Below are 22,863 nucleotides of genomic sequence, written 5' to 3'. Positions count from 1 at the left end.
ATTTGTGCGGGTTTACGGGCGTCATGCTTGACGGCTTGCGTGTGCCGTTGGTATTCCAATGGAACACCTAAAACGAACCCATGAAATGGGACAGGCGGAGAACAGAATGGCCATTCAACCTTGGCGGGCGACCTGCATTCAGATGGGCAGCGTGGTCGCGAGCAACGCGACGAGCCGCGAGGAGGCATGGGCCGTCATCGATGGCAACCTGGCCAACGCCATCGCCATGATCGAAGCCGCCTGCGCCGGCCCGACCCCGCCGCGTCTCGTCGTGCTGCCGGAATTCGCTTTTCAAGGGCCGCCGCGCGCGACCCCGGTCGATGTCTGGATCGAGCGGGCCTGCGCCACGATCCCCGGCCCGATCACGGATCGTCTCGCCGAGGTCGCCCGCCAACTCGACATCTACATTGCCGGCAATCATTTCGAGGTCGATCCGCTCTGGCCGGATCGCTATTTCAACTCGTCGTTCCTGCTCGACCCGAAGGGTGAGGTGATCCTACGCTATCGGCGTATCAACACGGCAAGCTGGACGTCGCCCCACGATATTCTTGACGCCTATCGCGCCGCCTATGGCGAGGATGGCATTTTCCCGGTTGCCGATACCGAACTCGGACGTCTCGCGATCTTCCCCTGTGGCGAGATCAGCGTGCCCGAACTGTCGCGCGTGCTGATGCTGCGCGGCGCCGAAGTACTGCTGCATCCTTCCAATGAACCGATCGGGCCGAAGGCCGAGGCGGCCAAGATCTGCCGGGCGGCCGAGAATATGTGCTATCTGATCAGCACCAATGTCGCCGGCGGCATCGGCTTCTCGCTCTCCGGCGACGAGAAGGGCGGCCATTCCCAGATCATCGATTTCAACGGCAATTACCTGGCCTTCGATGGCGAGGCGCAGGAAAGCATCTCCGTGACGGCGATGATCGATATCGAGGCGCTTCAGGCCGCGCGGCGCGACACTGGCATGGGCAACGGACTGCTCCGCCAGCGTCTGGAAATGTACAAGTCGCACTATGCGGCGGCCGAGCTCTATCCCGCCAATGCGCTGGCCGAAACGCCGATCCAGACGGTCGCGGACCTGGTTCCGGTCCATGAGCGCGCGATCGCCAATGCCGAGGCCGCAGGCGTCCTGCGCGCCGACTGACGTCTCACATACCAGCAGGATTGGAGCGCGCCTTATGATTACGGGAACGGGCGCGAGCGCCCATCCTGCCGGGACCTCGATCGTCCGCGGCCGGCATATACTGACGCGGGCGCTCGACGACGATATCGTCGAGACCCTGGACGATGCCGCGATCCTTCAGGTCGATGGCCGGATCGCGGCCATCGGTCCGTTTGCCGATATCTCCGCTTCGCATCCCGGCATCGAGATCATCGGTAATGCCGATAGTCTTGTCATTCCGGGGCTTGTCGACAGTCATCACCATGTCGGCATGACGCCGGTGCAACTCGGCAGTCCCGACCTGCCGCTCGAACTCTGGTTGACGCACCAGATCCGGCATCGCGGCCCCGATCCCTATCTCGATACGCTCTATTCGGCCTTCGAATTGATCGCCTCCGGCGTCACGGCGGTCCAGCATCTCGGCCGCATGATGCCGGCGCCGGTCACGGGCTGGCCCGAACATGCGAGCGCCGTGATCGCGGCCTATCGCGATATCGGCATGCGCGTCAGCTATGCCTGCTGCAATCGCGACCAGCACCGCCTTGTCTATGCCGACGATGATGTCTTCATCGCCACGCTGCCAACGGGCCTGCGCGAGGAGGCATCGGCATTTTTGAGGCGGACCCATTTCCGGCTCGAGGATTTCGAGACCGACTATCTCCAGCCGATGATCGAGCGCTTCGGCGCGCGAAGCGACCCTTTGGTCCGCCTCTGGCTGGCGCCGATCAATCTCGAGCGTGCATCCGATCGCCTACTCACTCTGACGTCGGAATGGGCGCGGAAATACGGGATCGGCATCCATCTGCATCTGTCGGAAACGCCCTATCAGAAGGAATTCTCGCGCCGGCGGTTCGGCAAGTCCTCGGTGGCGCATCTCGCCGATATCGGTTTTCTCGGCCCGCATTTGACGCTCGGGCATGGCACATGGGTCGATGAGAACGACCTCGACCTGATCCACGGCCATGGCGTTTGCATCTGCCACAATGCCAGTTCGAACCTGCGACTGCGCAGCGGCATCGCGCCGGTCAAGGAATTCCTCAAGCGCGGAATCCCGGTTGCGCTGGGCATCGACGAAGCAGGACTGAACGATGATCGCGACATGCTGCAGGAGATGCGGCTGGTCAAGCATCTGCATTGCGTTCCCGGCCTCTATGAAACACCGCTGACGCCGGCCCAGATCTTCCGCATGGCGACCGAGAACGGCGCCAACGCGACGGGCTTCGGTGCCGATATCGGTTCGATCGCCATTGGCAAGCGTGCCGATCTGGTCGTTCTCGACTATGCCGGCATGACGCGGCCGTTCACCGCCGACACGGTCAGCCCGGTCATGACGTTGATCCATCGCGCAAAGACCGAGCACGTCACGGCCACGATGATCGAGGGCCGGGTCGTCTATCGCGACGGCCGCTTCACCTTTGTCGATCGGGAGGCGGTGTTCGCGGCGCTTGGTGCCGATCTCGATCGCCCCGATCGTCCTGACGAGTTGGCGCGCGCCGGATTCTCGCGACGCATCCTGCCCTTCATCGAGGATTTCTACCGCGACTGGGACCTGCCGGAGCCGACGCCCTGGTACCGGCTCAACGGTCGTTGATGCACGCGCGGGGCGGTCTGGACCGGGCCACCCGCGCTCCGGACCCACGCCTGGGACGCCTCGTGCCTCGCCGACATCGCACAATATGACGGCGCATGGCGCTGCGGAATTTGTTTCGCGGCGAAGCTAAAGACTGAGTTTCGTTTTCCAATCATGGACTTGTCGACGGTTGTTCAGTCCTCGGGGACTGCCGGCCATCGAGGCTTTTTGCCTATCTAATAGGCGGTCAATGATCTTGCTCAATGTTGCGACAAAGCTGATTGACTCAAGATATTCCCTTGGCATACCGTCTGAATGCCAACACCGAGAGGGTAGGACGGGGAATGCAAATGATGAACAAATTCATGCGGGCAGCAGCGCCGCTCGCAGCGCTGGCGATGATGGGCGCCGTGAGCCTTTCGCCGGCATTGGCGCAGGATCTCAAGAAGGTTCACCTGCGGCTGGCCTATATCACCGGCGGCGTCGACGCCCCGATGTTCGTGGCCGCCGCCAAGGGCTATTTCAAGGAGCAGGGGCTGGACGTCGAGATCGTCGACGGCAATGGCAGCACCGGTACGATCCAGGCAGTCGGCAGCGGTGACTTCGATATCGGCATTGCCGGTCTCGGCGCGACGGCGCAGGCGCAGCAGGCCTCCGGCGCCAACGACATCATCGCCGTGGCCGGCCTCCTGCAGAAGGATCCATCGTCGATCGTCTCCCTCAAGGGCTCGGGCATTCTCAAGCCCAAGGATATCGAGGGCAAGCGCTTCGGCACCGACGCGGGCAACCTCCAGGACGGCATGATCACGGCCTTTGCGGAAGCGAACGGCATCGACATGTCGAAGGTCGAGACGATCATCATCAATACCGGCGAGCAGGTCGCGCTGCTCAAGGGCGATATCGATTTCGTCAACGTCTGGGCCAATCCCGACGGCGACAAGATCGGCAAGATCAAGCCGATCGAGACGCCGATCCTCTTCGCGGACTATGGCGTCAACATCCTCGGCAGCAGCGTGATCGTCCGCAAGGACTACCTCGCCAAGAACCCCGACGTCGTCCGTGGCTTCCTCGCCGCGATCACCAAGGGCAAGGCCGATGTCGACAAGGACCCCGAAGGCGCTGCGGACATCATCATGGCTGCCCGTCCGGACTCCGATCGCGAGATCATCCTCGGCGAAATCAAGGTGATGCCAAACTATCGCCAGACCGCGGCGAGCAAGGGCAAGCCCTTCGGCTGGATCGCTCCCGAGGACATTCAGCAGACCATCAGCCTGCTGGAAAAGTACAGCGGCATGAAGCCCGGCCTGACCCCGGCGCTGATCTATGACGGCAGCTACCTGCCTCAGTAGCGGCTGAAATTTGGGCACTGCCGGCCCGGCCGGTGGTGCCCAAATTGCTTTCCTATCGCCATCGAGGCGACGATTTGGAACTGGACGACATGGATCTGGGATTGAAGGACAGGCACGCGATCGTGCTCGGGGCGAGCCAGGGGCTCGGCCTCGGTGTAGCGCGCGCGCTGCTTGGAGAGGGCGCCAGCGTCACGCTCGTCGCGCGGTCCATGGAACGGCTGACGGCCGCGCGTGCCGACTTGCCCGCTGACGAACAGGCACGCTGCGACCTCGTCGTGGCCTATCTCGGCGAGCCCGGGGCGGTCGATGCGATCCTGGATGGGGCGCAGCGAGACGGCCGTGTGGTCGATATACTGGTCAACAATTCCGGCGGCCCGCCGACCGGATTGCCGAGCGGCGTCTCCGTCGACGAGATGAGCCGACAGTTCGACAAGATGGTCCAGCCGATCATGGCCCTGACTCTCGCGCTCTTGCCCGGCATGCGGGCGCGCAAATGGGGGCGGATCATCACGATTGCCTCCAGCGGCGTCATCCAGCCCATTCCGCATCTGCCGATCTCGAATGCGCTGCGTTCCTCGCTGGTCGCCTTCATGAAGACCCTTGCGGGTGAAGTTGCGGCGGATGGTGTGACCGTCAACGTGATGGCACCCGGACGCATCGCGACCGCCCGCACACAGTCGATCGACAGCGCCCAGGCGAAGCGGTCCGGACGCAGCGAAGACGAGATCACCAAAGAATCCGCCTCATCCATTCCTGCCGGTCGCTACGGCACCGTCGAGGAATTCGGCGCCGTCGCCGCCTTTCTCGCCAGCGCGCCCGCGAGCTACGTGACCGGAAGTGTCATCCGGGTCGATGGCGGCGCTATCCGCTCGATCTAGGCCGCGTCACGGACGGAAGAGATCAGGCCCTCGGGGCAACAGAGGAGACCGGCCGAAAGGTCGTCCGCACCACATGAATGTCATGCCAGCACCGCGCGCCATGAACAGTGCCGCCGAGTCCTATATCTCCATTTCGGGCGTCTCCAAGACGTTCAATGGCCGTCAGGGCGAAGTCCACGCGCTGAAGGACATCAACCTCAATATCAAGCCGGGCGAATTCGTTTCCGTGCTTGGGCCGAGCGGCTGCGGCAAGAGCACGCTCATGATGCTCGTCTCCGGCCTGCTGCCGGTCAGCACCGGCCGCATCATGGTCGGCAAGAAGCATATCGACAGCCCGAATGCCGATGCGGGCATCGTGTTCCAGCAGGATGTGCTGCTCGAATGGCGCACCGCGCTGCAGAACGTGATGATGCAGGCCGAGATCCGGAAGGGCGATCTGAAGCAGGCGAAGGAACGCGCGCTGCAATTGCTCAAGATGGTTTCGCTGCAGGGGTTCGAGAATTCCTATCCGAAGGAACTCTCCGGCGGCATGCGCCAGCGTGTCTCCATCTGCCGCGCCTTGCTGCATCATCCCCCGCTGATGCTGATGGACGAGCCCTTCGGCGCGCTGGACGCGATGACGCGCGACCAGTTGCAGATCGATCTGCTGCGCCTCTGCTCCGACAACGACATGACGGTGCTCTTCATCACCCACTCGATCTCGGAGGCGATCTTCCTCAGCGACCGCGTCGTGGTGATGTCGCCCCGCCCCGGGCGCATCGAGCGGATCATCGATATCGACCTGCCGCGTCCGCGCCGCCTCGCCATGCGCGAAGACACACGCTTCATCGAATATACGCGCGAGCTCACCCAGATCTTCAAGGGTCTCGGTGTCTTCCGGGAGGAGTATTGAGCCATGTCGATCGCCGCTGAAACGCCAGTCGTGCCCAAGGTCAATCTCCTCAATCGCCTGCTCGCCATGGTGCCGCCTGCGCTCTGGTCCGTGATTGTGCTGGTCGTCGTGTGGGAGCTTGCGGTCAAGGTCGCCGAGATCCCCAATTATGTGTTGCCGGCGCCTTCGGCCATCCTGGTCGAATTCGGCGCCTACTGGCATCGGCTGTTGCCCAACGCCATGGTGACCGCCGGCGAGGTCGTGTTCGGCTTTCTCTGCGCCGTCCTGATCGGCGTGCCGCTCTCGGTCTTCATCACCTATTCCCGCTTCATGGAGCGGTCGATCTATCCGCTGATCGTCGCCTCGCAGACCGTGCCGAAGGTGGCGATCGCGCCGCTTCTGCTCACCTGGTTCGGCTATGGCCTCGCGCCCAAGATCGTGATCGTGGTGCTGCTCTCCTTCTTTCCCATCGTCATCAATTCGGTGATGGGGCTCAAATCCGCGTCGCGCGAGATGATCTATCTGGCACGCTCCATGGGTGCGTCGGGCTGGCAGCAATTCTGGAAGTTCCGCCTGCCGCAGGCGCTGCCGAGCATGTTCGCCGGCTTCAAGCTCGCGACCGTTCTATCGGTGATCGGCGCCATCGTCGCGGAGTTCATCGGCGCCGATAAGGGGCTCGGCTATCTGATCCTGGTCGCGGGCTCCAGCTTCAACATCACGCGCCAGTTCGCGGCCATCATCCTCATCACCATCATCGGCATCGTCTTCTTCATGGTGATCGAGCGGCTCGAGCGTGTCGTCATCCCGTGGCGCCATCGCGGCCCGTCCGAAACGGACGCCTGACCAGCCGGCCGCCGGGCGGCCGTGCATCGAAATTCTGGGAGAATACAATGAACAACAAGCTCGACGAGCGCGCGAGCGGCGTCTTCGTCATCGCAGTCACGCCTTTTACTGATGATGGCCGGATCGACGAGGCGAGCATTGACCGGGTGGTGGAGTTCTACCTCGAAAAGGGGGTGAGCGGCATTACGGTGCTTGGCATGATGGGTGAGGCGCACAAGCTCACCTCCGACGAGAGCCGCCTGGTGCTCGACCGCTACATGAAGCGCGTCAACGGCAGGGTGCCGGTCGTGGTCGGCGTTTCCGCCGCCGGCACGGATCCGCTGGTGCAATTCGCGGATGAGGCGATGGGGCAGGGCGCGGCGGGCCTCATGCTCGCCCCGGTGCCGACGGTTCGCACCGAAGAGCAGATCTACGGCTATTTCAGCGAAGTCCTCGATCGCCTCGGTGACGCGCCCGTCGTGCTGCAGGACTTCCCCCTGGTCACCAACGTCAACATTTCGGTCGGGACGATCCGCCGGATCGTCGATCGCTATCCGAATGTCGTGATGTTCAAGCACGAGGATTGGCCGGGCCATAACAAGCTCAGCCGCCTGCTCGCCGCCGAGGGGCGGAAGATCAGCATCCTCGTCGGCAATGGCGGGCTCTATTTGCCGCAGGAATTGCGGCGCGGCGCACACGGCGCCATGACGGGGTTCGCCTATCCGGAGATGCTGGTCGAGGTCTGCGCTCATTTCGCGCGCGGCGAGGCCGAACAGGGCGAGGATCTCTACGACATCTATCTTCCGCTGCTGCGCCATGAGGCCATGCCGGTCATCGGCATCGCGCTGCGCAAGGAGATGCTGCGCCGACGCGGCGCCATCGCCTCGGCCCATGTGCGCTCGCCCGGCCCGCGCCTGAACGCGGAAGACCATCGCGAGCTCGACTCCCTGAATGGGCGGCTGATGCGTCGCCTGGCGCAGAGCGGCGCGTCGCTGGCGCGTGCGGCCTCTTGAGGGCCCATTGAAGATCGTCGTCATTGCCGGGTGTGACCCGGCAATGACGATCTTGCTTTGAGGATGTCGTCTGGCGAGGGGCGCTAAAGGTCGAGGACCAGCCGGTCCGTCTTGGCGCCTGAACAGCAGATCATGATCAGCTTGTTGGAGGCGCGCTCGCGCGCCGAAAGCACATTGTCCTTGTGATCGGGGACGCCTTCGATCACGCGGGTTTCGCATGTGCCGCAGACGCCTTCGCGGCAGGAATGGGCGACGCGCACGCCGGCTTCCATCAAGACATCCATGATCGTCTTGCCGGCCGAAACGGTGAATTCCCTCTGGCTGCGCTTGAGAATGATCTTGAACTCGCCCGTCGGCTTGGCGGCCGTACCGACGAAATGCTCGACGTGGACATAGTGGTCCGAGCGCCCGGCCGCAGCGTCCTTGAAGGCGGCGATCATCGGGGTGGGGCCGCAGCAATAGAGATGCGCATCGGCCGGCACGTCGGCGATGCGTGCCGCCACGGCCATGACGCTACCCGCCTCCTTGTCGACATGCAGATGCACGCGACCGGGCTGAACTGCTTCCAGGCGCGCGAGTTGCGCCAGGAACGCGGCATTGGCGCGATCGCGCACGGCATAGAAGAGGCGCCATGGTCGGCCGATGGCCTCCAGATGGCGGATCATGGCGAGGATCGGCGTGATGCCGATACCTCCCGCGAAGAAGACGCTTTCGCTCGCGGTCTCGACCAACGGGAAGCTGTTGCGCGGCGGCATGACCGAGAGGATCTCGCCAACCCGCAACGTCTCGCAGAGATAGGCCGAGCCGCCTCGACTTGCCGCATCGCGGTTGACTGCCACGACATAGCGGTCGCCGTCGCTCGCCGCATTGATCAGCGAATAGCTGCGCGAGAGTTCGCCCGGCAAAGCGAGATCAATGTGTGCGCCGGGCGTGAAGGGCGGCAGCGCAGAGCCGTCCGGTGCGCGGAGCTCGATCGAGCGGATCGTCTCGGCTTCGAAGCGGATCGCCTCGACGCGGAGCTGTAGCGGGCCGGATTCGGCCACGCTCGATGGCAGGTGAAGGGGATCCGACGCGAGGCTCGCGTCGGATCGATCTTTGATGGCGGTCGTCATTCGGCGGCAAAGAGCTTCGGCCGATAGCCCTTGATGGCGGCCATCTTCTCTTCATAGCCGTCGAGCCAGTCGGTGCCATGGGGCACGACGATGTCGCCGCCGCGCGCGTCGCGGCAAAGCTCCGGGTGATCGACAACGTCGGGCAGCTTGCCGGTCTCCGCAAATTCCTTCGCGGCGTCGAGCATGACGCGGCGCGTCAGGATGACCATGCGGTCGCTGGCCGCCAGATGCTCCATGGTGCGATCGACGATCGGCCCCATGCTCTCCTGGATCGCCTGGTCCTGCAGAGGAACGCCGACAATGCCGGTGTAGCTGTCGCCATTGCGCTGCCATTCGCGATCGATGCCATAGTCGTTGGAGGCATCCTTCACCGGACGCCAGCGGCCCTTCCAGTCGGTCGTGGTCGGCAAATATTCGAGCGGACGCGCGAGGCCGCCAACCAGCGTACCATCCTTGTATTTCAGGTTCTTCCTGCGCCCATTGATCCGGCCGAGGTCGATGTTGAAGATCATCGTGCTCTCGTCGTCGATCGGGACCCAGGCGTTGACGGTGACGTTGTCATCCATCAGCCCCGAGGGGTAGGTCACCCAGATGGGGAAGATATAGCTCGCGAAGCGATGGTGCTCGGTGCCCTCATAGGCATTGCGCTGCGCGGAGTACATGGTGCCGAACGGCATGACGGAGACGTTGATCTTGGGCGCCTTCTCGGTGACCGTGAAGGCCTCCGGATCGCTCAGGTCGAGCTTCTCGCCGTCGATGCCGCCGACATGCAGGAAGCCGAGATGCGAGGTGTCGACGTCTCCCTCCAGCGCCTGCATGTAATTGCAATCGCGGTGGGTGAGCGCGATGTTGCCGTCATGGCCCTCGCCCATGATCGCCTCGATCTCGGGCAGTGGCGGCGGGTTTTCCTGGCGCTCGCCCATATAGGCAAAGACGAGCCCACCGGATTCCTGAACGCGGTAAGCGATCGCCGGGGTTCCCGCCGGATATTTGGACTTATCCTCGAGATTGGGCTGGTCGAGGCACTTGCCGGTCACGTCGAATTTCCAGCCATGATAGGCACAGCGTATGCCGCCCAGCTCGTTGCGGCCGAAGAAGAGCGATGCGCAGCGATGCGGGCAGCGATGGTCGAACACGCCGACGCGCCCTTCGCTGTCACGGAAGGCGACGAGCTTCTCTCCGAGGATCATCAGGCGAACCGGATCACCATCGGCCTTGAGTTCGGAGGAAAGGCAGACGGGCATCCAGAACTGACGGAAGAAGTTGCCCATCAGAGTGCCTTTGCCAACGCGGCAAAGCTGTTCGTTTTCTTCGGCGGTGATCATCGTGGTGGTCTCCTGGGCTCAGTTCGTCAGGGGCTGCAGCACGCGCAGCTTTTCGAGATTGGCGCGCGCGATCGCGACGCTTTCGCGCGTCTGCGCTGTGTCGGTCATCGGCGACGAGAGAAAATGGTTGGCGGGGTAGAACTCCGCGCTCGCGTAATAGGGACGGTACATCTCGAAGCGCGCCCGCAGCAGCGGGTTGTGCATGCCGGTATCGGCGCGTCGATCGGTACGTAGCGCCTCGATATCGATCATGCCGGTAACGCCGACGCCTTCGGACGCATCCTCCTGGAACGCGATCGTATTGCCGTGATGGTCGAGAATGTGCGAGCGGCCGCCCATGATCGTATTGTCGGGCGAGAAGCCGATCGGGCCGGCAACGTTGGCGCTGACGAGGTAGCACATGTTCTCGGTCGCGCGCCCGACCTTGGCGGCCTCCTGGCCGACCGTATATTTCGAGTTGGTCGGATGCAGGATCACCTCAGCGCCCTGCATCATGAAGACGCGCGCGACCTCCGGAATATTGATTTCGCCGCAAGGAATGACCGCAAGCCGGCCAAGCTCGGTTTCCACGACGGGGAACACCTGCTCCTGCGGCGTCGCGGCCATGTAGTCGGCCATGAAGTCGTGCGGCGAGGGGAAGGCGGCGGTGTTGATGCGGCGATAATTGAGGATCACCTCGCCGTTGCGGTCGATCAGGAACGACGAATTGAAATAGCGCCCCGGCCACTCCGTCGGCGCCTCGAACATGTTGCCGGCAATGTAGATCTGCTCGCGCCGGGCCAGTTCCTGCAGCGGTTCGGTCAGCGGACCGGGAATGGTCGAACAGGCCCGATCGATCCATTCGCGCACATGCATCTGCAATGGTGGGCCCTGCAGCGCGAATTCGGGGAAAACAACGAGATCGGGCTTCAGCGGCGAAGCGCAGGCCTCTCCGATCAGGCGCATCAGGCGATCGAGGTTCCGGAGCATGAGCGCTTTGGCGGCAGCGTCGTCCGGCGCCTGCGTCGCGCGTTCGCTGCGCATCTGGATGCTGGTCGCGCGCCAGGGCTTTATGGGCATGGGAAGACCTCTATGCGATCGGCGGACTAATTGCACGCCATTGGTATACCAATAGCTAATAGCCAAGCCGTCTCGAATTGCAAGCCCCAGTGACGAAGGTTCTGCTGAAAACGCGGGCAGGGGTGTGTCGTGCGCGAATTGTCGGCATGATTGCATCGACAGGCGCCAAATCGAGGGATCTCCTGGAATACCGTAGTTATCCCTAGTGTCTTCCAACGGCGCACAGTGAGATATATGACTGCCTCGCAAAGCTGGGAGATAGGCGCTTGGGCGAAATCGATGAATTGGTTCTGGATGTCGCGGGATCGGCAGACCGTCCCAACCTCACGGAACAGGTCTATGAGCAACTGATCGACCTTTTGATCCGGGGCGAGCTCAGGCCGGGCGACGTGATTACCGAGCGGCGCATGGCCGAACAGCTCAACGCGTCGCGCACGCCGATCCGCGAGGCTTTGGGGCGGCTCGAGGCGGAAGGACTGGTCTACAAGCAGCCCAATCGCGGCGTCACCGTCAGTCCGTTCTCAACCGAAGCCTTTGTCGAGATCCTGAATGTGCGGCAGTTGCTGGAGGCGGAAGCCGCAAGGCTCGCCGCCGGTCGCATCCCGCCTGAACGGCTCGCCATCATCCGCGCCGCCCTGGAGAAGATCGCCAAGAACCCCAAGCCGACCTTGAGCGACATCTGGGAGGTCGACGACCTGCTGCATGGCGAGATCGCCGACACGGCCGGCAACGTGCTCATGGCCTCGATGATTCGCGACCTCCGGCGCCGGACCCATATCTTCAACGCCTCGCGCAAGTCCGTGACACCGAGCTTTGGCGTCGAGCAGAACACGCTGTTGCTCGATGCGATCGAGAGCGGCGATGGCGAGCGGGCGCGGGCCGCCATGGCCAAGCACATCGAAGTCGTGAAACTGGCGCTCATCGACCGGCTGTCCGGCGCCATTCGCTAGGGCGTCAGCGCGGCGGACGGGCGACAAACTGGCCGTGCCCGGCCGGCGCCGTGATGGACGTCCCATCCCAGACCTGCCGGCCACGCACGAAGGTCGCGACCGGCGTTGCGGCGAACTCCACGCCATCATAGGCGCTCCAGCCAGGTCCGTCGGCATTGCGCGTTGACTCGTAGACGCCCGGAGTCGGATCGAGCACGGCGATGTCGGCATCAAAACCCGGCGCGAGCCGGCCCTTGTGGGGAAGGCCGAAGAATTTCGCCACCCTGTCGCTGAGAAGATCCGCCGTCATGCGGGCCGCGTCATCGGCACACTTACGGGCCGCTGCACCAGTGAAGAAGGCCGGCAGCAGTGTCTCGAGGCCCGGCATGCCCGCTGCGACGTCGAAGATCGAGGCATTTTGCTTGCGGTCGAGCGGCCAGGCGCTGTGGTCCGACGATACGAACGTGCACCCGCCCGCTTCCAGCACCTCCCAGAGCGCATCCTTCTGCCCCGTGCGGATGGGCGGATTGACCTTGAGCAGCCCGCCGAGGCGCGGCGCGTCGTCTGCCGCATCGAAGAGCAGATAATGCACGCACATTTCGGCGGTCGCGTTCACGCCGCGGTCACGGTAGGAGCGCACCAGGTCGAAGCCGTCGGCGATCGAGATATGCACGATATGGAGATGTGAACCGGTCGCGGCGCCGAGTTCGAGGAAGTTCGCCGTCGCCGTCAGCTCCGCGACCTCGGGTCGGCTGGGGCTGTGGTCGGACGGGCTGGTGCGGCCCTCGGCCCGGAATTTGGCGGCAAGGCTGCGGACGATCTCCTGATCCTCATTGTGCAGCCCTACCGGCAGGCCGGAGCCCCCGAGCGTTTCGAGCAGCAGATGGGTTGCGGCGTTGCCGATGCGCGGGAAGCGATGGGGATGCGCCTCGAACGAGGAGATCTTGAACGCGCAGACACCACCCGCGATCAGCTCTGCAATGTGGTCCGGATCGGGCGTCGTCGGCACCGTGCCGTAGAGGGCGACGTCGCAAACGGCGAGCCGCTCGATCGCGTCGATCTTCCCGGCCAGAATGGCGCCGGTCGTCACGGGATCGGGATCGTCATAGGGCATGTCGACAATGGTCGTGACGCCGCCCATGGCCGCCGCCCGGGTGGTCGGCGCCATCCCGGCAAAGCCGATCTGGCTGCCCGCATGGGTTTGGCCGTCGATGATTCCGGGGAGGAGATAGGCCGAGCCATAGTCGTGGCTGGTCGATGCCATCGGCGCGGCGCCCGTCCCGATTGCGGCGATGCGACCGCCCGAAACGGCGATCCAGCCTCCCTCGACAATGCCGGCGGGAGCCACAACGCGCCCCATCACCACGAGATCGTACATCCTGTTTCCTCTCCGCATGCATGGTGCCAGATGCCGAGTGAATTTCGGCGTGCACATGGAATTCCTATGGTGTACCAATGCCGTGCGAGTTTGGAAAGCCTTGCCATGAATGGCTCAATTCCGGGACGATCGAATGCTGTATGACCTGACCATCCTGTCGCTGCTGCCCAATACGCTGGGCGCAGTGCTGCCGCTCCTGCCGCAGACCTACAAGGATTTTTCGAGCACGGGCCGGCCGCTCGGCTGCTTCTCCTGCGAGTTCGGCGTACTCAACCGCTTCGCCTTCCTGACGGCCTATGAGAATGCGGAGGCACTGGCGGCCGAGCGCGCGCGCCTGATGCAGACGGAAAATCCCTACGGCATCGGCGCTTATCTTGGCGGAATCAGCAGCACGGCCTTCGAGCCGCTTTTCTTCATGGATCCGATCGAGCCGGGCGAATACGGACCCTTCTACGAAATCCGCACCTACACGCTGCAGCCCGGCGGCCTGCCCGAGACGGCGGAGGCCTGGAGCAAGGTCGTCGACCGGCGCAACACGATGTCGAAGCTCCTGATGGTCATGGGTTCGGTCGAAGGCGCGCCGCAGAAAATGGTGCATTTCTGGCCCTACAAGACGATCGAGGACCGCGTGAAGGCACGCGCCCAGGCGAGCAAGGAAGGGATCTGGCCGCCGCCCGGCAGCTCGGCCAGGCTCACCTCGCTGCAGTCGGAACTCTTCGTCGCGACCGGGTTCTCGGATCTCAAATAGCCATCGCCAAATCCAGCGCCGTTGCCTGCGGAGGCGCGGCGCCTTTCTCCATCAGGTCTAGAAATGTCGATATCCGAGCGGCTCGCCAGCCTCGCCATCGTCCTGCCGCGCCCGCCGGCACCAGTTGGCAATTTCACGCCGGCCGTTCGGACCGGCAATCTGCTGTTCATCTCGGGATTGGCTCCGGCCGACGCCGAGGGCCGGCCCATCGTCGGCAAGGTCGGGGCCGATTTCACGGCCGAGGAGGCGCAGGGCTTTGCGCGTCTCGTCGGGCTGAACCTGCTCGCCGTCATCGAGGCTGAACTCGGGAGCCTCGACCGCGTGAGCCGGATCGTCAAGCTCCTCGGTATGGTCAACACGACGCCGGATTTCACCCGGCATCCGTTCGTCATCGACGGATGCTCGAACCTCTTCGGCGAGGTCTTTCCCCAGCTCGGCCGCCATGCACGTTCGGCGGTCGGCGTGGCGTCGCTGCCATTCGGCATTCCGGTGGAGATCGAGGCCGTGATCGAGTTTCGCGACTGATCGGAGAACGCACCGGGGCGACGTGCGCCGGCACTTTCTCTCTTCTCGGCTACGCCTCGGCCAATCCCATCGAGGGGAGCCAATATGGGGCTCCCGCCTTGTCCCGGGCGCGGTCCATGCGGGCGAGCAGCGCGACGCCTTCGAGCGCGACGTCGATTGCGGCGTTGTGGCCGGCACCGGCCTTGAAGACCTCGCCGGTCGCGATGTTGTCGGCGACAGAGCAGACCGAGCCGCCGCGCTTGCCGAAGAGGGTTGCGAGCGTGACGATGCCGGATGCCTCGCGATCGCCGTTCAGCACGCCCGTGCGACGGCACTCGTCGACGACCATGGCGTTTTGCGGCCTGAGATAGCCGCGCACGGATGGCCTTCCGCCACCGATGAAATCGGAATCCGATGAGCGCGTGAGGCCGATATGGTAACGCGCGCCAAGCGCCTGCGCGGCCTCGGCGAGCGCCATCACGACATCCGGGCTGCAGACTGCCGGCCAGCCCCCATCGACATAGGTGGCCGAGAGGCCATCGGCGCGGACAATGCCCTTGGCGATGACCAGATCGCCGGGGCGGACCTGTTCGTTCGTGCCACCGGAGCCGCCGACGCGCAGATAGGTCGAGGCCTTGGTGTGTTCGAGAAACTCGACCATGCAGAGCTCGGCCTCGGGCGAGCCCGAGCCGCCGGAGATCGCAGTGACATGCGCGCCCTTGTAGTGGCCCGACCAGGTCGTGAACATGCCCGTCTTGCCGACGAGGACCGGATCTTCCAGCCGCTGGGAAAGCTGCGTCGCCGGATCATCGTCATAGGCGCAGAGCGGATCGCGCACGAAGACCAGGACGTAGTCGCCGACCTTTTCGGGATCGATGCCGGTCAAGGCGGGCTTGCCGTCGATCATCAGGCCTTCCAGGGGCACGTTGTCGCGATATTTGTAGTTTCCCCAGGTCTCGCGGTTCACGGCGGGAAGGTGGTCATACTTGCTCATGGGCGCGTCGCTTCCCTATTGGCCGACGAACTGGATCTGGAACTGCCGGCTGCGGGGCCCATCGAACTCCCAGAAATAGATCTTTTGCGAATGGCCGAGGCCGAGCTTGCCGCCCTCGAAGAAGAAGGAGCGCGAATGGCCGACGATCGCCGCCTTCACATGGGCGGAGGCATCCTGAGGCGTATCGTATTGATGCTTGAAATCGATCCGCGTCGGCACGATCCGGTTGATCTCGTCATGCACGTCCTCGAGACCGAGCGGGTCCCAGGGTGACATGACCGTGAGGCTCGCAGTCGAGTGCGGGATCGAGACGAGCAGGATGCCGTCCGACAGGCCCGATTCGGCGAGCGCCGCCTCGACCTGCGGCGTGATGTCGATGAGGCCGTTTCTGTCCGTCGACAGCTTGTAGGTCTTGACCATGTCTTCTCTCAATCGAGCTCGATGGGACTGTTGCGGACGATCGTCGCGCCTTGGGCACCAGCCCAGAGGCCGGCATGGCCGCGATAGTGCTTGGCGCCGATAGCGTGCGCCCAAAAGGCCGCGACCAGGGTCGCCGGAACGGTCTGGACGATCGGCGCAAAGAGCTCCGAGGTCGCCGGCAGAAGCAGGAGCCTGTCAGCTGGAGCGAAATCCGGATCGTCGGTCGCGACCAGGAACGGGCGCTGGATCATGGTGAGCGTATCGACCAGTTCCTTGGCCCGTGTGCGCGACAACGCCTTGGCCGGCGCAAACAGGATCGCCGGCACACTGGCCGGGTTGTCGACGAAGAAGTCGAGATGGTGGAATTCTTCGGCGTCCTGTGGTGTCGCATGGACGCCAGCGGCCTCGACCAGCTTCGCCGCCGCGAAGGAGGCCGTGCCGAAGGAGGGGCCGCTGCCGATGAAATTGGCTGCGTGGAAGCCAGCCCAGCCGCCCACGGTGCGCTCCACGATCGGCTCCAGCTTCTCCGAAAGGCCGGAGAGGCCAATCGAAAGGTCCGTCAGCTCTTTGCGCAGCGCATTGGCCTCGTCCATCGTCTTGGTCATCAGCACCTCGGCGATGCGGATGCCGAGGAGATAGGCGCCGAGCAGCGAGGCGACATAGGAGCGCGTGCCGGGCGCCGGCGCACCGGACGGCACGGCGACGTTCAGCACGCGTTCACAGGCCTTGCCCAGGCGGCTGTCATTGTTGGCCGTCAGCGCCAGCGTCAGCGCGCCAAAAGCCCGAAGCCGGGTCGCCGCCTCGACGACGCGAGCGCCCTCGCCGGAATTGGAGAGGGCAACGACCAGGATGCCGCGATTGCGCCCGCTCTCACGGGCAACGCCGTGGTCGATATAGCGGGAGGCCTCCATCGAGACCATGGGCTGCACCGGCAGTCCGGTCCAGGCACGGATCGCCGGCGCGGCCGCGACCGCGGCAAAGAAGGAATCGCCGGAGCCAGTCAGGATGATCTGGCGGATGCCGTAGATCTCGGGCGTGGTGAGAAGCAGGCGGGCGCGCGCCTCGATCGCCATCGTCTCCGTCTTCACCAATTCGCCGAGACTGCGGATCTGGCTCAGGAAATTGTCGCGCTGTTCTGTCATCTCGAACTCGTTTCGTTGAAACTGAGGGCAGGGCTCGCCTCGCGGCGATCGATTTCGGTGGTCGCTGCGAGGGCGGCAAGCCCTGCGCGCTCGCGCGGATTAGCGGGGCCATATTGCGCAAGCGCACGGGCTGCGGAAGCGGCCGCGCAGCGCGCTGCATGTTCGAGGTCGCCGGGCTTGAGGCACCAGCCGGCCAGGAAGCCACCGCAGAAGGCATTGCCGCCACCGGTCACGTCGATGACGGGGGTAGGGGGAGGGCGCAGCCGGAGCTGGCGGTGGGCATCGCCGATCAACGCCCCTTCCCCGCCCATGCGCAGCACCACGGTCCGGGCGCCCGCGCGATTGAGTTCGCGCAGGATCGCATCGGGATCATCTATGCCGAGAATGCCACGCGCCTCGGTCAGATTGAGTGAGAAAATGTCGACAGACGGCAGGATGGCACGGATGGCCGGCCAGTGCCGGATCTCGGCGACATCGCCCTGCAATTCCCAAAGCGTCGTGCCGAGATCACCGCGCCGCGTCTCATAGCTCGCCCAGAATTCCGGCCAGAGATTGCGGAAGATGTAGGTTCCAGCAGCGGGGAGCAGGGCAGCCGGAATCTCGTCCGGCGTCAGCTCCATGCCGGCGAAATGGTCGGGACCATAGGCCGGCGTCTCGGTGCGCTCGCCATCTTCGAAATAGACCAGCCTTGACTGGATCGTGTGCTTGTCGCGCACGATCTCGCCTTCGGTCCTGAGGCCGAAATCGCGCAGTCGACCGCGCGTGACCTTTTCAAGGTCGCTGCCGACGCCGGTGATCATGGCGACCTCGGGCCACCAGAAGGCGGCTGCGGTCGCGGCATAGACGACTGCGCCGCCGAGCGTTGCCGGATGGTGCGTGCCATCGGCGAGCCAGAGATCGTCGATGATCAGATTGGTCATGGCGAGGATCGGCAAGGTCATTTGACGGCTCCAGAGGTGAAGCCTTCGACAAATTTCTTCTGGAACATGGCGTAGAGGATCAGGACCGGAATGGTGAGGGCGGTGAGGGCTGCGAGCAGGCGGGGCCAATCGATGGATTCGCGGTGGAAGAAGTTGAGCAGGCCCACGGGGACCGTCGCGCTCGCCGGATCGCGCAGGAAGACGAAGGCGAGGTAGAGATCGTTCCACATGCCCATTGCCTGGATGATGACGACGGAGAGGAAACCGGGCAGCGTCATGGGCAGGATGACATGGCGCAGGATCGAGAGCGGGCCGGCGCCGTCGATCCGCGCGGCTTCCTCCAGCTCCACCGGCACGCTCATGAAATAGCCGCGCAGCAGGAAGACCGACATGCCGAAGCCACCAACGGCATAGATGCAGGCGAGGCCGAAGAACGAACCGAGCAGGCCGAGCGAGCGCAGCACGACGAAGAGCGGGATGGTGAGAATGTCGGGCGGCACCATCATCGTCATCAGGATCAGCGCGGCGATCGCTTCGCGTCCGCGAAACTTGAAGCGCGCGAGCGCGTAGGCCGTGGTCGATGCGGTGAACAGCAGGATCAAGAGGCCGAGCGCGACCACGATCAGGCTGTTCCAGACATAGTCGCCCACCTTCGCCACCACGAAGGCGTCGGCATAGTTGCGGAACATCCAGGCGCGGGGGAGGCCCCAGGCATTGGTGTAGAATTCCGGCTTCGACTTCAACGAGCCGAAGATGATCCAGACCACGGGGCCGAGCGCCTGGACAGCGGCGATGACCAGCGCGGCGTAGCCTAACGTCTGGCCGAGCGGCGGCATTGCGACTCCACGGCCGGCACCGATGCGGGGCGTGGCGGCGAGCACGTCAGACATTGGCGCGCCCGCCCTTCGAGGCGGCGACATAGACGAAGCTGATCACCGCGATGATCGCGAACAGGATGTAGCCCATGGCCGCGGCGCGATCGAAACGGCCGAACTGGAACGCCTCGTTATAGAGATGCGTGACCACGACATCCGTGCCGAAGCCGGCGCGGGTCAGCACCCAGACGACATCGAAGGACCGCACGAAGGCGCCCATCAGCGCGAGCAGGGTCGAGACGAAGAGGATCGGCTTCAATTGCGGCAGCGTCACATTGCGGAAGCGAGCCCAGGCATTGGCGCCGTCGAGGCGTGCCGCGTCATAGAGCGAGGGGTCGATGGTCTGCATGCCGGCGAGAAAGATCAGCATGTGCAGGCCCGACCAGCGCCAGACCTCGACCAGCGCGACGGTCACGAGGGCGACGCCCGGCGTCGCGAGCCAGGAGGCTTCGAGCGAACCAAGGCCGAGCGAAAAGAGGATCTCGTTGAAAAGCCCGCCGAAGCGGCGCGCGGAGAGGAAGAACGTCCAGAACGCGCCGATCACGATGATGTTCAACGTGACAGGCAGGAACAGGATCGTTCGGACAGCGCGCGAGCCGCGCAAAGGCAGGCTGACGAGGCTCGCCAAAGCAAGCCCGACGACGTTCTTCCCGATCACCACGATGATCGCGAAGATGACGGTATGACCGAGCGCCTGCAGGAAGGACGGGTCGCTCAGAACTTCCCTGTAGTGCGCGAGGCCGGCGAAGGCGCCGACATGCAGGCCGTCGAAATCATGCACGCTGAGCCAGAGGCCATAGCCGATCGGCAGCAGCATGAAGACGAACAGCAGCGCCATGCCGGGGACAAGCAGCGCATAAGGGGTGGCGGACGTGTTCATGGCAATGCAGCGCGCGGTCGGCCCTCTCTCCCGCAAAGCGGGGGAGAGTTGGAGAGGGGGCGTGACGGGCCGTGGTCTGGGATGTCGGAGTTCGAATGCCCGATTGCGGAGCGTGTAAACCCCCTCCCGACCTCCCCCGCAAGCGGGAGAGGGGAAGGAAGAAGCACTTCCGGCAGCAGCGTGAAGATGAAAAACGGCGTCATGCCGGGGACCAGAAGCGTGGTGAGCGAAGGTCTCGCGGCGCGCTCCCCCTTGTGCCGGCATGCAAGGCGCAGCTTCAAGCGGCGTGAGCTGCGGCCAGGCGTCATACCGCCATGCAGCAAACGACGTGCCGGGCCCTCTCTCCCGCAAAGCGGGGGAGAGTTGGAGAGGGGGCGTGATGGGCCGTAGTCTTGGATGTCGGAGTTCGAATGCCCGCGGGCGGAGCGCGTAAACCCCCTCCCGACCTCCCCCGCAAGCGGGAGAGGGGAAGGAAGGGGGGATCTTCGCTCTCCGCCTTTTGCGGAGGGCCGGGGTGGGCGTGGCAGCGCCGATGTTGGGCGCGTCGAAGACAGGCCTTTTCGAAGAGACCGAGCCGGTAACCCCTCGCTAACCCTCCCCACAAGGGGGAGGGGACAAGAGCAGGACGTCACGGTTCGATCGGCTTTCAACACGACCACGGGCCCCTTACTTGCCGTAGACGTAGCCGGCGGCGACCATGGCGTCGAACTTCGCCTGCATGTTGGCCGCGGCCTGCTCCGGCGTCTCGGTTCCGCCCATCATGGACTGCACTTCGCGCTGGATGGTCTCGGTCAACTCGCGCGGCCAGACCCAATCGAGGAACTTGTCGGCCGGCAGATAGCCTTGCAGATCCTTGGAGATCGGGTCGTCCGATCCGGCGACGCCCTTGTGCGAGGTCGCTATCGGCTTCAGCGGATCGAGCAGGATCTTGGCGTTCGCATCCTGAGCCGCAAAGGTCACATAGGCCTTGGCGAGGTCGGGGTTCTTCGAAGACGAGGAGATGCAGAGGCCGCTTTCCGCGCCGCCAAAGGCGACCGGATTGCCCGGCTGGCTCTCATATTTCGGGAACTTGAACACGCCCCACTTGAAGCCGGCATTCGACGCCACGCCGGGAACATCCCATGAGCCGCCGAAATAGGCTGCCGCCTTGCCCGAATAGAACACCGCCTTCATGGCGTCCTCGTCGAGCTCGTTCGACTGCGGATCGAGCAGGCCGTCATCGACCCAGGCGCGCGAGAGCTTCAGCGCCTCGACGCTGACCGGATCGGTGAACTTGGCCTTGCCCTGCAGCAGGTCCTGCACGAAGGCGAGCTGCTTGTTGTCGGTCGTCTCGGCGAGCGAGCTCATGTAATAGAGCGGCCACATCCAGGCGTTCTTGCCCTGATGGATGACGGGAATGACGCCGAGCGCGGCCAGCTTCGGCCCTGCCGCCTTGAACTCTTCATAGGTCTTCGGGACCGCGATGCCGGCCTGGTCGAAGAGGTCCTTGTTGTAGAAGAAGGTCGTGACGTTGACGGCCGAAACCGGCACGCCCCAGACCTTGCCGCCCACCGTGAAATTCGCGGTCGAGCCCTCCGTGAACGTATCGGCCATCGCGCCGACAATGTCGTCGACCGGGCTGATCAGGCCGAGGCGGGCATAGGATGTGTTCACCGGATTGGCGGCGCAGACGATGACGTCGACCTGATCGCCGGCGAGCTGTGCATTGCGCAGGCGCGCCAGGCCGTCGGCGATGGTGCCACGGCTGTCATGGACGATTTCGCCGACTTCCGGATGCGCGGCCTTGAACTTGGCGTCGAAGGCCTCGGTGGTCGATTTGACGACATCCTCGGGCGAGCCGGGGGCGAAGGTATCCCAGCTCGACGGTCCGAAGACGACGAGCTTTTCCTGGGCCATGGCCGGCGCGATGGCGGCGGATGTCACCATGAGCGCCGCGAGAAGCGGCAGGCGGGCAGCATTTCGAAGGCGAGCGAGCATCGAATTCCCCTGTGCTTGGTGCGGCCACCCGTTTCCCCGTGTGGTCGCGATCTGGAAGAGGTCTATATTTAAGTACCTTTATTGCGCCTCACTGCACGCCTTGCAAGCGGCAGTTTCGGGCTTCACGCCGACGCGGCCATGCCGCGCATGCGCTGCAATTCGAGAAGCGGCGGTGTCGCGGCGATCTGCTCGGGCGCCAGCATGTCCCACTTGATGCCGCGGGGCCGATGAGCACGCTTCACCTCGATGAAACGGGTCGGCGTCGCGATCGCATCGACCAGAATGTCGGTCTCACTCGGATGCAGCTTCTCCTCGACGACCTGAACATCGTGGACGACGGCCGTGACGGGTGTGGCTTCGTCGACGATGCCGATTTCGGTGAACATGCCCCATTCCAGGTCGAAGAAGCCGTGGCCCTTGCCGAAGCGGACGCCGTCGAGCGAGACGGCGGAGGCGCCGGTCACCATGAAATCGAAACGGCCGCGATCGGCGATTTCTGCCAGTGTTATCGGGCGCCCGAAATGCTCGAGCCCATCGAGCCAGGCGGCGTAGAGCGCCTGACCCGGAGGAACGGCCGACGGCTCCAGCAGATAGAAGCCGCGATAGATGCCATAGGTCGAGACGACGAGCGTCTTGCCGGCCTCCAGCATGCGGCGCCGCAGATCGACCAGGCCATTGTCCGGCGTGATGAAGGCGTAGTTGCCCTTCTTGTAGAAAGGCTGCGCCACGAGCCTGTCGGTTGCGCTTTCGCTGCCTTCGAAATCGGGGATTACTTCCGCGAAATTCAGGTGAAAGCGGGAATCCGGCTTGGCGACGGGGCGCAGCTTTTCCCAAATGCGCTCCCGAACGATCTTGGCCCTGCTCATCGTCACTCCGTCACAACTGTTTCTGAAACGATCATGCTGAAACATTAGTTCCAGACCGCAATTCTTGTCACGCCA

At 64.1% G+C, this 22,863-nt stretch carries 22 protein-coding genes; 10 read left to right on the top strand and 12 right to left on the bottom strand.

The window, feature by feature from the left end:
* Positions 1–106 precede the first annotated feature (106 nt).
* From QO014_RS04960 to QO014_RS04930, 7 genes are all read left to right on the top strand, one after another.
* A complete protein-coding gene (locus QO014_RS04960; RefSeq protein ID WP_266347511.1) occupies positions 107–1,138 on the top strand; it encodes a nitrilase-related carbon-nitrogen hydrolase in 1,032 nt (343 codons plus the stop codon).
* A gap of 34 nt (positions 1,139–1,172) precedes the next feature.
* The gene (locus QO014_RS04955) at positions 1,173–2,747 is read left to right on the top strand and encodes an amidohydrolase family protein (protein ID WP_266347510.1); all 1,575 of its coding nucleotides are present in this window, start codon (positions 1,173–1,175) and stop codon (positions 2,745–2,747) included.
* 332 nt (positions 2,748–3,079) lie between these two features.
* A complete protein-coding gene (locus QO014_RS04950; RefSeq protein ID WP_370877106.1) occupies positions 3,080–4,075 on the top strand; it encodes an ABC transporter substrate-binding protein in 996 nt (331 codons plus the stop codon).
* A gap of 89 nt (positions 4,076–4,164) precedes the next feature.
* The gene (locus QO014_RS04945; protein ID WP_266347508.1) at positions 4,165–4,953 is read left to right on the top strand and encodes an SDR family oxidoreductase; all 789 of its coding nucleotides are present in this window, start codon (positions 4,165–4,167) and stop codon (positions 4,951–4,953) included.
* Between the two features lie 100 nt (positions 4,954–5,053).
* Positions 5,054–5,845, top strand: a complete 792-nt coding sequence (locus tag QO014_RS04940; RefSeq protein ID WP_266347507.1) for an ABC transporter ATP-binding protein — start codon at positions 5,054–5,056, stop codon at positions 5,843–5,845.
* Positions 5,846–5,848: 3 nt separating this feature from the next.
* Entirely contained in the window at positions 5,849–6,667 is an 819-nt protein-coding gene (locus QO014_RS04935; RefSeq protein WP_266347506.1) for an ABC transporter permease, read from the top strand.
* Between the two features lie 47 nt (positions 6,668–6,714).
* Positions 6,715–7,659 (top strand): dihydrodipicolinate synthase family protein, encoded by a 945-nt coding sequence (locus tag QO014_RS04930; protein WP_266347505.1) that lies wholly within the window; start codon positions 6,715–6,717, stop codon positions 7,657–7,659.
* Between the two features lie 83 nt (positions 7,660–7,742).
* Here the strand turns inward: QO014_RS04930 and QO014_RS04925 are convergent, their stop codons facing one another.
* From QO014_RS04925 to QO014_RS04915, 3 genes are read right to left on the bottom strand one after another with little or no spacing between them, the layout of a single operon-like run.
* Positions 7,743–8,771, bottom strand: a complete 1,029-nt coding sequence (locus tag QO014_RS04925; RefSeq protein ID WP_266347504.1) for a PDR/VanB family oxidoreductase — start codon at positions 8,769–8,771, stop codon at positions 7,743–7,745.
* Complete coding sequence (locus tag QO014_RS04920) at positions 8,768–10,096, bottom strand: Rieske 2Fe-2S domain-containing protein (RefSeq protein WP_266347503.1); 1,329 nt, start codon at positions 10,094–10,096, stop codon at positions 8,768–8,770. Before QO014_RS04920 ends, QO014_RS04925 begins: the two co-directional genes overlap by 4 nt.
* Before the next feature lie 18 nt (positions 10,097–10,114).
* Positions 10,115–11,155 carry a nitrilase-related carbon-nitrogen hydrolase gene (locus QO014_RS04915; protein WP_266347502.1) on the bottom strand — a complete coding sequence of 347 codons (1,041 nt, stop codon included), beginning with the start codon at positions 11,153–11,155 and terminating at the stop codon, positions 10,115–10,117.
* 266 nt (positions 11,156–11,421) lie between these two features.
* Between QO014_RS04915 and QO014_RS04910 the strand changes: the two genes are divergently transcribed.
* Positions 11,422–12,105 carry a GntR family transcriptional regulator gene (locus QO014_RS04910; protein ID WP_266347501.1) on the top strand — a complete coding sequence of 228 codons (684 nt, stop codon included), beginning with the start codon at positions 11,422–11,424 and terminating at the stop codon, positions 12,103–12,105.
* 4 nt (positions 12,106–12,109) lie between these two features.
* Here the strand turns inward: QO014_RS04910 and QO014_RS04905 are convergent, their stop codons facing one another.
* Positions 12,110–13,462, bottom strand: a complete 1,353-nt coding sequence (locus QO014_RS04905) for a dihydroorotase (RefSeq protein ID WP_266347500.1) — start codon at positions 13,460–13,462, stop codon at positions 12,110–12,112.
* A 133-nt stretch (positions 13,463–13,595) separates the two neighbouring features.
* Here QO014_RS04905 and QO014_RS04900 point away from each other — a divergent pair, with 133 nt between their 5' ends.
* Positions 13,596–14,210: an NIPSNAP family protein gene (locus QO014_RS04900; RefSeq protein WP_266347499.1), complete on the top strand. Its 615-nt coding sequence runs from the start codon at positions 13,596–13,598 to the stop codon at positions 14,208–14,210.
* 63 nt (positions 14,211–14,273) lie between these two features.
* Positions 14,274–14,735: a RidA family protein gene (locus tag QO014_RS04895; protein WP_266347498.1), complete on the top strand. Its 462-nt coding sequence runs from the start codon at positions 14,274–14,276 to the stop codon at positions 14,733–14,735.
* 49 nt (positions 14,736–14,784) lie between these two features.
* Here QO014_RS04895 and QO014_RS04890 read toward each other — a convergent pair whose 3' ends face one another.
* The 8 genes from QO014_RS04890 to QO014_RS04855 form a co-directional block, all read right to left on the bottom strand.
* Positions 14,785–15,708, bottom strand: a complete 924-nt coding sequence (locus QO014_RS04890) for a nucleoside phosphorylase (protein WP_266347497.1) — start codon at positions 15,706–15,708, stop codon at positions 14,785–14,787.
* Between the two features lie 15 nt (positions 15,709–15,723).
* Complete coding sequence (locus QO014_RS04885) at positions 15,724–16,128, bottom strand: secondary thiamine-phosphate synthase enzyme YjbQ (protein WP_266347496.1); 405 nt, start codon at positions 16,126–16,128, stop codon at positions 15,724–15,726.
* Positions 16,129–16,136: 8 nt separating this feature from the next.
* Positions 16,137–17,270 (bottom strand): SIS domain-containing protein, encoded by a 1,134-nt coding sequence (locus QO014_RS04880; protein ID WP_266347495.1) that lies wholly within the window; start codon positions 17,268–17,270, stop codon positions 16,137–16,139.
* A complete protein-coding gene (locus tag QO014_RS04875) occupies positions 17,267–18,211 on the bottom strand; it encodes a carbohydrate kinase family protein (RefSeq protein ID WP_266347494.1) in 945 nt (314 codons plus the stop codon). Before QO014_RS04875 ends, QO014_RS04880 begins: the two co-directional genes overlap by 4 nt.
* Positions 18,208–19,080: a carbohydrate ABC transporter permease gene (locus QO014_RS04870; protein ID WP_266347493.1), complete on the bottom strand. Its 873-nt coding sequence runs from the start codon at positions 19,078–19,080 to the stop codon at positions 18,208–18,210. The genes QO014_RS04875 and QO014_RS04870 overlap by 4 nt, the downstream gene beginning before the upstream one ends.
* Positions 19,073–19,945, bottom strand: a complete 873-nt coding sequence (locus tag QO014_RS04865) for a carbohydrate ABC transporter permease (RefSeq protein WP_266347492.1) — start codon at positions 19,943–19,945, stop codon at positions 19,073–19,075. The genes QO014_RS04870 and QO014_RS04865 overlap by 8 nt, the downstream gene beginning before the upstream one ends.
* A gap of 666 nt (positions 19,946–20,611) precedes the next feature.
* Entirely contained in the window at positions 20,612–21,922 is a 1,311-nt protein-coding gene (locus QO014_RS04860) for an ABC transporter substrate-binding protein (RefSeq protein ID WP_266347491.1), read from the bottom strand.
* Between the two features lie 122 nt (positions 21,923–22,044).
* Positions 22,045–22,788, bottom strand: a complete 744-nt coding sequence (locus QO014_RS04855; RefSeq protein WP_266347490.1) for a 5-formyltetrahydrofolate cyclo-ligase — start codon at positions 22,786–22,788, stop codon at positions 22,045–22,047.
* Positions 22,789–22,863 lie beyond the last annotated feature (75 nt).

Source organism: Kaistia dalseonensis, assembly GCF_030814715.1.
In the GTDB taxonomy this organism is placed as follows: domain Bacteria; phylum Pseudomonadota; class Alphaproteobacteria; order Rhizobiales; family Kaistiaceae; genus Kaistia; species Kaistia dalseonensis.
Note: the sequence above shows the minus strand (reverse complement) of the source record. Positions and strands in the feature narration are given on the sequence as shown.